Annotated in this window: 11 protein-coding genes; 3 read left to right on the forward strand and 8 right to left on the reverse strand. The window is 63.4% G+C overall.

The window, feature by feature from the left end:
• The first annotated feature begins 55 nt into the window (after positions 1-55).
• Positions 56-460, forward strand: a complete 405-nt coding sequence (locus BG61_RS36780) for an integration host factor subunit alpha (protein WP_035943042.1) — start codon at positions 56-58, stop codon at positions 458-460.
• Between the two features lie 247 nt (positions 461-707).
• Here the strand turns inward: BG61_RS36780 and BG61_RS43500 are convergent, their stop codons facing one another.
• A complete protein-coding gene (locus tag BG61_RS43500) occupies positions 708-884 on the reverse strand; it encodes a hypothetical protein (protein WP_169743339.1) in 177 nt (58 codons plus the stop codon).
• Positions 885-1005: 121 nt separating this feature from the next.
• Here BG61_RS43500 and BG61_RS41000 point away from each other — a divergent pair, with 121 nt between their 5' ends.
• Positions 1006-1446 (forward strand): SET domain-containing protein, encoded by a 441-nt coding sequence (locus BG61_RS41000; protein ID WP_075584315.1) that lies wholly within the window; start codon positions 1006-1008, stop codon positions 1444-1446.
• Positions 1447-1757: 311 nt separating this feature from the next.
• On the opposite strand, the gene BG61_RS36795 is transcribed toward BG61_RS41000, so the two are convergent.
• From BG61_RS36795 to BG61_RS36825, 7 genes are all read right to left on the reverse strand, one after another.
• Positions 1758-3059 (reverse strand): cytochrome c, encoded by a 1302-nt coding sequence (locus tag BG61_RS36795; protein WP_035943049.1) that lies wholly within the window; start codon positions 3057-3059, stop codon positions 1758-1760.
• A 64-nt stretch (positions 3060-3123) separates the two neighbouring features.
• On the reverse strand, positions 3124-4077 hold the full coding sequence (locus BG61_RS36800) for a cytochrome c oxidase assembly protein (RefSeq protein ID WP_051673049.1): 954 nt from the start codon (positions 4075-4077) through the stop codon (positions 3124-3126).
• Entirely contained in the window at positions 4071-4400 is a 330-nt protein-coding gene (locus BG61_RS36805) for a hypothetical protein (RefSeq protein ID WP_035943053.1), read from the reverse strand. The genes BG61_RS36800 and BG61_RS36805 overlap by 7 nt, the downstream gene beginning before the upstream one ends.
• A 10-nt stretch (positions 4401-4410) precedes the next feature.
• Positions 4411-5061, reverse strand: a complete 651-nt coding sequence (locus BG61_RS36810; RefSeq protein WP_063177193.1) for a cytochrome c oxidase subunit 3 — start codon at positions 5059-5061, stop codon at positions 4411-4413.
• Complete coding sequence (ctaD, locus tag BG61_RS36815) at positions 5058-7004, reverse strand: cytochrome c oxidase subunit I (RefSeq protein WP_035943054.1); 1947 nt, start codon at positions 7002-7004, stop codon at positions 5058-5060. The genes BG61_RS36810 and ctaD overlap by 4 nt, the downstream gene beginning before the upstream one ends.
• A complete protein-coding gene (coxB, locus tag BG61_RS36820; protein WP_411776677.1) occupies positions 7001-8089 on the reverse strand; it encodes a cytochrome c oxidase subunit II in 1089 nt (362 codons plus the stop codon). The genes ctaD and coxB overlap by 4 nt, the downstream gene beginning before the upstream one ends.
• Before the next feature lie 181 nt (positions 8090-8270).
• Positions 8271-8855, reverse strand: a complete 585-nt coding sequence (locus tag BG61_RS36825) for a hemerythrin domain-containing protein (protein WP_035943056.1) — start codon at positions 8853-8855, stop codon at positions 8271-8273.
• Positions 8856-9178: 323 nt separating this feature from the next.
• Here BG61_RS36825 and BG61_RS36830 point away from each other — a divergent pair.
• Positions 9179-10427: molybdopterin-dependent oxidoreductase (locus BG61_RS36830; RefSeq protein WP_035943058.1), on the forward strand; the 1249-nt coding region annotated here is incomplete at its 3' end.

Here is a 10427-nt window from a genome sequence, read left to right on the forward strand (position 1 = left end):
CATTGAATCACTGCGCTCACGAGGCACATCAAATCATCGACAGCAGGAGGGGGAGTTGAAGCAAGCTGGCCTTGCCCTATCTTCGGCGCAACGCGGCGCCATAGTGCGCGATAGCCCAATCTCCAGAGCCGAAACACCCGGTGAGATGTCGATGCTTCGCATGGCGGAACTGGTTGAAATGCTGAGCGACCGAGCATCTCTGAACAAACGCGAAGCGAAGGAGATGGTTAAAGCCTTTTTTGAGGTGATGCGTGACGCGTTGGAAAGCGGCGAAGATGTGCAGTTGTCTGGCTTCGGCAAGTTTCAACTGCGTGAGAAATCGCAGCGTCCCGGACGCAATCCGAAAACTGGCGAAACGACTAGCATTGAAGCGCGACGCGTCGTCACCTTTCATGCGAGTCAAAAGCTCAAGGCGCGGCTCGAACTAGACGGGGAACAGCGACGCCGTGACCGGCTCTAGTCGAAGTTGTTCGTCGGTCTTTCGTCGCGAGAGCTTGCGGACATGGGATATTTGTGCCTTCGTCGGGCCCCTGACTTCTCTCTTGCGGTCGGCTCCCGAGGCAGCTCGAAGACCGGCGCAATGACAACGAGCTCAGTCTCCAAAGGTCATGGAGATTACGGTCGGCACGGCATTTAAGGACGTGGTGGTCATCAGCAAGATCGGCAGGCGCCCACCTTGCCTATCCCGCTCCAAAGGCAATCGCTCGCTAGAACAGATGTCCATCCAATGGCAGCAGGTTCACCCACTTCACCGCGGTTCGGCGTTCGGTGCCGTCGGGATGGATCGAACGACTCATCACGCGCTGACTGCGTGCTTCTCCAAGCACTTCGACAATTCGGTCCTGATTTCGGGCGAGTGCGCCTCGAACTGGCTTGCGTTTCATACGTACGCGAAGAGGAAAGGCGGTCATGAGGCGTGACAGCGTTTTATGAACGCCTCTATCATAGCGAAGCGTTGCCTGTGCGAATACCCATTCTTTCCTCGCTTTCTGTCATATCCTCATCATGCGTCGTATCGTTGTTCGCAGTTCTCCAGTTCATGGTCGCGGCGTCTTCTCGCGCGCGAATATCCGTACCGGTTCTTTGATCCTTGAGTACAAGGGCAAGCTAGTCTCGTGGAAGGTGGCGCAACGGGCCTACGCACGCTCAGGCGCCGAGGACGGCCACACTTTCTTCTTCGACCTGGACGACGGCCGCGTGATCGACGGGGCGCAAGGTGGAAATTCGGCCCGTTGGCTTAATCATTGTTGCGCGCCGAATTGCGAGGCGGAACAAGAGGGCGAACGAGTGTTCATCAGAGCGATCCGTCCGATCAAGAAGGGAGGGGAACTTTTCATCGGCTACCAATTGCAGGTAGAAGGGCATCGCACAGCGGCGATGAAACGCACCTATGCCTGTCACTGCGGTTCAGCCGAGTGTCGAGGAACTATGCTGGCAGCTGCGTAGACATGCGACCCGACTCATCTGGTGTTGCATCCAACGGTTGAATCTACAGTCGATTCCGGTCCTAGGGGTCGCGCTGAAGCGGTCATTCGCTGAGCACGGCGCAGAGAGGTTGCGGATGACTGCAGCCCGTCACCGTCGGTCTGGCTACGCGCTCTCCCGGCTCCCCAGTGAGTGCCAGACTTACGGGCGAGTTACTCGCGCAGCGGGTTCGAGCGCCTACAGGCGAGCGTCGTCTCGCAAGGGTCGCCGGCCAGCAGGTCATCACGCTGGATACGGTGGGGCCACTGCTAAACGAACTCGCCGCCGGCCGCTCATTTGTGCAATTTGCTTCGCAGCGCCGTGACGTCGTTTGCGGTGACCGGCCGTGCGTCGTTGCCCCATGACGCGCGGATATACGTAAGCACCTGGGCAATCTGCACGTCGGTCAGGACGCCGGTGAAGGCGGGCATGGTCTGGTGAGGCGGCCCGCTCTTCGTCGCGGGGCTGTTGCCGCCCTCGACCAGCAGGCGGATGAGCGAGGTCGTGTCCTCGCTGATGACCGACGGATTGCCCGCCAGCTTCGGAAACGCGTTCTGCACGCCTTCTCCTTGCGGTCGATGGCATTCCGCGCAGAACGACGCATAGACCGCCGCGCCGATCGCGGGCGGCGTGTAGGGTGCGAGAGTTTTCGACACGGGCTGCACGGCGGACGGACGCGGATCGTATCGACCGTCGGCGGCGCCCGTCGCGGGCAGGCTCTTGAGGTAGTGCGCGATTGCGAGCAAATCGTCGTCGGTCAGATACTGCAGGCTGTCCTCGATTGTCTGCACCATGCTGCCGAAAGCGACGTTGCCGCCGCCGTGCCCCGTCTTGAGAAACGCGGCGATGTCCTCTTCAGCGACGCGCCCGAGTCCAGAACCCGGATCGCCGCGAAGGTTGGGCGCGTACCAGTTATCGTTGATCCCTCCCGCCAGATAGTGCTTCGACGATTCGTCATAGCCGCGCTCCTGATATCCCGCACCGCGCGGCGTGTGGCAGGAGCCGCAATGCCCGAGCGACTGCACGAGATACGCGCCGCGGTTCCACGCGGCATCGCGGCCCGGGCGCGGCGTAAACGTGCCGGTGGGCGCAAAGATCCAGTCCCACCCTGCGAGCGCCCAGCGCTGGTTAAAAGGGAAGGGCACGCGTGTCGGCGGCGGAATTTTCGCGACGGGCGGCACGCCGTGCATCATATAAGCGTAGAGTGCCCGCATGTCGTCGTCGGTGATCTTCGAAAAGGCGGCATAGGGCATTGCCGGATAGAGCCGCTTGCCACCCGGCGCGACGCCTTCGCGCAGCGTGCGGGCGAAGTCATCGAGACTGTAGGCGCCGATCCCGAACCGCTTGTCGGGCGTGATGTTGCTGCTCACGATCGTACCGAACGGCGAGTTCATCTCCAGGCCGCCCGAATAGGGCGCACCGCCCTTTGGGGCAGTGTGGCAGCCCGCGCAATCGGCGGCTTTCGCGAGATAGGCGCCGCGCGTGACGAGGTCTTCCTGGGCGCCAACAGCCGCGCTTGTCCACGTTGCGAGCGATGCACCCAGAACCAGCAACGCGCTCAGACAAGAGATGCGGCCATCGCGCAGCCGCGACATGCCCGCAGCGCGATTGTGTGCGCGGCGTCGGAATAGCGCAGATAGTCTCGCAGTGCGCCGCATGTCAGCCGTCCTGCGCGGCGGTACCGCGAACGCTTGCGCCGTCTATGTCGACGCGTATGGCCGATGGAGACGGTGCGCGCCGCGCGAGCCAGCGCGCGCCCAGCGCGAGCCCACCGATCACATACGCGAGCCCGCCCGGCACCCACATCACGAGCCCGCCCAGCTGCTGGTCCTGCAACGGATCGAAGCCGAGCGCGCTCGTGCTTTCGATGTACGACGGATACCAGAGGCCCGGTGCGAGCGTGAGCAGCGCGCCCAGCGCACCGGTATGAACCATGGTGGTGAAAAGCGACAGCAGCGCGTGCGCGCCATGCGCTCCACGCGACGTGTTACCGAATACCGTCCACCAGAACAACAGGGCGCCTATCAGAAAGCTCGCGTGCTGCAATGTGTGGATGCCGCGCCGCGCGAGTGCGGCCTCGAAGAACACCGGCGCGTGCCAGCCCCACAGCACCGCTGCGTGCAGCAGCCACGCGGCGAGCGGCATCGTCAGCACGCGCCATGGCATGCGGAGCCAGCGCGTGCGCACTGCGCGGGCGATGCCGCCGCGCATCGTCGCGGGAAACGCCCAGATCCAGACGGCGAGCGGGCGACCGATCACGAGCAGGGGCGCCGCAACGAGCATCAGCATTTCATGCTGAACCATATGCGCCGAAAAGAGCGCGGCGGCGAGCGCATCGAGCGGCGAGTCGAGCGCGATGGTCAGCGCGAGCCAGCCGCATGCGAACGAGGCCAGGTGAACTGCGCGGACGTTTCGGGACCGACGGCTGCGGCGGCGCAGGCGCAGGTACCCTACGGCATACAACCCGCCGCTCGCGACCAGCAAGGCGACTACCCACGGCTCGAAGCTCCAGCCGAAGTGGGGCGAAACGCGATCGTCGGCGGAGAGCACGTGGGCGTGCACGCCGCCCGCCCATCCGAGCAGCGCGACGACCCACAAGCGGACGATCAGCATGGCGGGAGCATCCATTGCGGTATCGATATGGCGAGAATGGACAAGGTTGAAATCACGCCGACGCCCGTTGCCACCGACGCCATGAAACCCGCGCGAGCGGTCAGCGCGACGCTATCGGCGGCAAGGGCGTTGCGCGCCGAGCGCCAGCGCCGCCCTGCAAGCGCTGTTGCCGTAAGGCAGAGGACGAAGCTCGCCACGCTCACGCCGTTGACCGCGGCATTCGCGGACGTGCAAACGCGCACGAGCGAAACGAGCGCGTAATTGACGCTCAGGCAGCCGAGCGCCAAGGAAGGTGCAACGACAAGCGCAAGCCATGTTCGCATCGGCTCTCTCTCAGTAGCGCGCGGCCCAGTAGATGACGGCGTAGATGGGCAGCCAACTCAACACGACGAAGTACCAGTAGAGCGCGTTCTCACTGACATCGACGAAGCGCTTGCCTTCCAGCGGCCCCATGAAAAGCAGCACCGCGAGCACGGCAGTATCGATGGTGTCGGTGATGAGGTGCGTCGTATGCAGTCCGAGGAGCAGCCAGACGACCGAGCCGTAGGCGTTGTTGTACCAGCTCACATTGAGCGTCGTGAATTCGAAGCCGCGGATCACCAGAAACACGACCGACGCCAGAACGCAGACGACGAGCCACAAGCGCGCCCGCTGGAGGTCTTCGCGCTCGGCGGCACCCTTGGCGAGCTGGTTTGGCACAAGACTCGCGAGCAGCAGGACGGTGTTCAGCGTGCCCCAGCGAAGCTCGGGCGCGCGCGTGGCCATCGGCCAGGAGGGCGCCATGGTGCGCAGGTAGAAATACATCATCACGGCGATCGCGAACACCGTGCCCTCGATCAGCATCAGGCCCATCGTGCTCCACCACATCAGACTGCGATGACCGTAACCGTATGTCGGCAGTGTGCGCACGTCGAGCACCAGCGCGGAGGACTCGGCGTCGCGCGGGCGGGTGCGCGCGAGCGTGGAGCGTCGATTCGCCGTCATGGCCGCCGCTCCCGGGCAACGGCGCGCGCGTTCTCGCGGCGCTTCGGCCAGAACCACGCGATCATCGCGAGCGCCACCGGCGCCGATGCCCACACGACCGCCCATGGCGTATAAATCGAGCCGATGAAGAGCACCGTAGTCGCGAGCGCGCTGAGGAAGGGCCAGATCGAGGGCGCCGGAAACAGCGGCCGGTGATCGGGCCTCGCGTCGAGCACGCTGGTGGCCAGCACTTCGCGCGCATCGGCCGCGAGCCCCGCCACGAATTGCGGCTGGGCCGTCGACTCCCACAACGGATCGCGACCGTGCACGACGGGTATCGCGTCGAAGTTGTGCGGCGGCGGCACGGACGCCACGCTCCACTCGAGCGTGCCCCCTCCCCACGGATCGGCCGGTGCGTGAGCGCCGCGCCGGTAGCTCGTCACGACGTTGACGATGAAGAGCAGCACGCTCGCCGCGATGGTCCACGCGCCGATGGTCGCTGCGAGATTCATGCCGTCCCAGCCCATGCCGTGCGGATAGGTCCATACGCGCCGGGGCATGCCTTGCAGGCCGAGCAGGTGCATCGGAAAGAAGGCGACATTGAAGCCGATAAAGAAGAGCCAGAAGTTCCAGCGCCCGAGCGTCTCGTCGAGCATGCGGCCGGTGAACTTCGGAAACCAGTAGTAGAACGCGCCGAAAAGCGGGAACACGGCGCCGCCGATCAGCACGTAATGAAGATGCGCGACGACGAAATAGGTGTCGTGTACTTGCAGGTCGAGCGGCACCGAGGCGAGCATGAGCCCCGTCAGGCCGCCAAGGACCAGAATGAAGAAGAACGCGAGCACGAAGTAGAGCGGCGTCTTCAAGTTGAGCCGGCCGGTCCATAGCGTGCCAATCCAGCAGAAGATCTGGATCGCCGACGGAATCGCGATCATCAGGCTCGCCGCGGTGAAGAAGCTCTTTCCCAGTTCGGGGATGTTGGTCGCGAACATGTGATGCACCCAGAGGCCGAACGCGAGAAAAGCGGTGGCGATGAGCGAAAGCACCATCGCCGGATAGCCGAACACCGGACGGCGTGCGAAAGTCGGAATGATGGACGAGATGAAGCCGAGCGGCGGAATGAAGATCAGGTACACCTCTGGGTGGCCGAAGAACCAAAAGAGATGCTGCCAGAGCAGCACGTCGCCGCCTTTGGCCGGATTGTAGAAGTGCGTGCCCACGAGCCGGTCGAGAATCAGCGCGGTGCTGCACAGCATCACCGAAGGCATCGCGAAGATCACCATGAATTGTGTGACGAGCGTCGCCCAGACGAAAAGCGGCATGCGGTTGAGCGACATGCCCGGCGCGCGCAGCTTGAAGATCGTGGTGGTGAGGACGATCGCTTCGAGGAGCCCCGAGAGTTCGGTGAAGGTGATCATCTGCGCCCAGATGTCGGTGCCCTTGCCCGTGGAATAATCAGGACCGGCGAGCGGCACGTAGCTGAACCAGCCGGCTGCGGGCGCCGCGTTCACCGCGAGCGACCCGAAGAGCAGAATCCCGCCGAAGAGGAACACCCAGTACGCATACGCGTTCATGCGCGGGAATGCGACGCTGCGGCTGCCGATCATCAATGGCACGAGGAAGCCCGCCACCGCCTGCATCACCGGTACGGCGAAGAGAAACATCATCGTCGTGCCGTGCATCGTGAAGAGTTCGTTGTACAGGCCCGGATCGATCAGACGCGCGTCCGGGCGAGCGAGCTGCGTGCGCATGGCGAGCGCGAGCAGTCCGCCCAGAATGAAGAAGACGAAGGTGGTCGTCATGAAACGGCGCGCGATCGTCTTGTGGTTGATCGCGCAGAGCATGCCGATCAAGCCGGGCGGGTCGCGCCAGGTCGCAGCCAGGGCCTCTCGAACATTCGGCGACGCATCGGGGCCATCGAGCAGGGCGGCGCCTTTGTCAGCGGTGGTCGTCGCGTTGGTCATCGAAGGGTCTCGAGGTACGCGACAAGCGCGTGCAGATCGGAGGGAGCCAGGCGGGTCGGCGGCATCATCGCGGCGGGCTTGAGCGCGCCCGGATCGGTGATCCAGCGCGCGAGTGCGTCACGATCGTTGACGAGCGTGCCGGCCGCGAGCGTTCCGCGGCTCGCGAAGTGCGTCAGGTCCGGGCCTGGCCTGCCGGTTGCGGGTGTGCCCGAAATCGTGTGGCAGCGGGCGCACGAACCGGTCATGAAAAGCTGCTGGCCCCGCGCTTCGAGCGCGCCCACGGGCGTGGGGGAGGCTTCACGCTGGCGTGCCGCCCATGCCTCGTAATCCGCGGCAGGATCGGCCACGACGACAAAGGCCATCAGCGCATGCTGCACGCCGCAGAATTCTGCGCATTGGCCGCGGTAGGAACCGGCGCGATCCGCGCGAAACTCAATTGTCGCGCTGCGGCCCGGAATCATGTCCTTCTTGCCGTGCAGGTTAGGCGCCCAGAAAGTGTGGATCACATCCGCCGCAACCAAGGACACGACCACCGGTCGTCCCACCGGCACGTGCAGTTCGTTTGCAACCGTAAAGGCAGGCGCGCCTTCATCGGCAGCGTATCGCGCTTCCCACCACCATTGGTGTCCGGTCAGTTCGATGTGGACCGCATCCGCAACTGGCAGGCGGGAAAGCGCGCGGTCGGTCAGCACGTCGGCGAACACGAGTCCGAAAAGCAGTACGACCGACACGACCGTAGCGGCGATCACCGACCGGCGCAGCCGGGGCTCGGCGTTCAGTGTGCTCGAGATATCAGCGGGCGTTTCACGTCCGGCGCGTGGCGCGCGCAGCAGCGCGATTAGGCAGGCTATTAGGATCGCCGCGAAAACCACGCAGCAGACAGTGAGCGTCAAATGCCACAGGTCCAGGATGCGCTCGGCTTGGATGCCGGCGGGATCAAGCGCGCTTTGGAATGGTGCTGCGATGCCTTCGCCGATCTGCGTCTTGACGAGTACGCAGATCGCGAAGACGTACGACGCCGTTGCCAACATCGAGCGCGGACTTTTCCGACGGCGGGCAGGGCGCTCATCGAAAGATCGCTGCATGAAGTCCCCTTTCAGACGGCGGCTGGGATAGCCGGAGGCGCGAACGGTCGAAGCGATACGGCGAGAACAAAAATGCGAGAGCAAACACCGTTCCCGGGCGGGAAAGCTTCCATGTGACGCGTGACTTCACCGCATGTCTAACCGCGCGCCGCGAGCGTTTGGTCTGCGGGCGCTCTCATCCCTAGCCGTGTCGACGACGCGCATTGCCGCGCACTGCGCAAGTCAGGCAGACCACGAAGGCGGTCGCGAGTGCCAGCGTCGCGAGCGGGAAGGTGCGCATCGTGTTGACCGCGACCTCGGTCGGACGCTCTTTCAGCAGCTCAATCCTCCGGCGCGTCATGTCGGCGCCGAGGGACCGCAACTGTTGCTTGAGTGCACGCTCCGCCATCGGCAGCAGCACGGTCTCCTCGTCGGCGACGTGATGAAGCGTGTCGCGCATCAACTGCATGAACAGCGCGTCGTAAGCCGCATTCTCCGGGCCGGTTGCCCGCAGTTCCCGGATGGTCGCGCGCACGGCATCGTGTGCAGGGCGGCTCGCTTGCAAGCTTTGGTTCGTTGCGGCGACTTCCGCGAGGGCGGGATAGAAGATCTCCTCCTCCAATTGCGCGTGAATTTCGAGTGCCGCGCAGACGGAATTGACAATGGCGCGCTTTCTCCACCACGCGCTGTCACGATGGTAGCGATGAAACGCAGCAAGCACATGCATGTGATCGAGGCGGATCATCGTGGTGATTGCTGGCGACAGGTTCGAGCTTTCGCGAGACATGACACGCTCCATGTTCAATGTCGGTGGGCAGATTTCGCATTCAGTCGACCGCGACGGGCAGTGCTGAACAGGGATGGACACCTGCGCCATCCTTTCGAAAACTGTCAATCCGCTTACGTCAACTTCGCGTGGCGATATTGCACTCATCGCTTCGCAGCCGATGCGCGCTTCGTTCAGGCATGTCCTCCATGCCGATTCATCCGGCATTCGTCCCTCGTGCTACAGCATCTTGCGTTCCATCGGGTCCTACACGTACGACCGGCGGCACTGGGGCATGGTCATTGCTCAATGAAAGGCAGTCGACTCTTTTTTCGGGGCGTGCAATGAGCAAGGAAACCAAAAGCGAGGCCTATCCCTACGCATCGGGAGGATGGGGTTCCCTCAAGGCGGTGACCCGGATCCTCGCGCAGGAAAAAGTGCCCCTCGCGGAGAGCCGGGTTCTGTACCACCAAAACAAGCCCGACGGATTCATGTGCGTGAGCTGTTCCTGGGCGAAGCCGGCCGACCCGCATGTCTTCGAGTTCTGTGAAAGCGGCGCGAAAGCTACTGCGTGGGACATCACGTCCAAACGGGTGACGCCGGACTTCTTCCGGGTTCATACGGTCGAGGAACTCCTGGCGTGGCACGATCATGATCTCGAAGACGCAGGGCGGTTGACCGAGCCGCTGCGCTACGACAGTGCGACGGATCATTATGTGCCGATTGACTGGCAAGAAGCCTTCGACGAGATCGGCCGCGAATTGCGCGCGATCGAGCCCGATCGCGCGGTGTTTTACACCTCCGGCCGTGCGTCGCTCGAAACGTCCTACATGTTCCAGCTCTTCGCGCGCATGTACGGCACCAACAATCTGCCCGACAGTTCGAACATGTGTCATGAGAGCACAAGCGTCGGCCTGAAGGAGGCGATAGGGGTTGGCGTCGGTACCATCATGCTGGAAGACTTCGAGAAGACCGACCTGATGTTCTTCTTCGGCCAGAACGTCGGCACGAACAGTCCGCGCATGCTCCACCAGTTGCAGGACGCGCGCAAACGTGGCGTACCGATCATCACGTTCAATCCACTGCGCGAGCCGGGCCTCATCAGCTTCGCTAACCCTCAGTCGCCGCTGCAAATGCTGACGCCGGATCATACTCAGATCAGCACCCAGTACCACCAGGTGAAGACGGGCGGCGATACGGCGGCAATTCTGGGCATTTGCAAGGCGGTGATTGCGGCCGACGACGTAGCGGTCGAGCAGGGCAAGCCACGTGTGGTCGATGTCGATTTTATCAGCGAGCATACCGTCGGCTTCGAGCGTTTCGCGCAGTACGCGCGCGACGCGAGATGGGCCGACATTGAAAAGGCCAGTGGTTTGACGCGCGGTGCCCTCGAAGCGGCCGCCAACGAGTACACGAAAGCAAACGCGGTCATAATCCATTACGGCATGGGTCTGACCCAGCATCGACTCGGCGTGCAGAACGTGCGAATGGTGACCAACTTGCTGCTCCTGCGCGGTAACGTCGGCAAGCCCGGAGCAGGTCCTTCTCCGATCCGCGGGCACTCGAACGTCCAGGGCCAGCGTACGGTTGGCA

The organism is Caballeronia glathei (genome assembly GCF_000698595.1).
Classification (GTDB): domain Bacteria; phylum Pseudomonadota; class Gammaproteobacteria; order Burkholderiales; family Burkholderiaceae; genus Caballeronia; species Caballeronia glathei.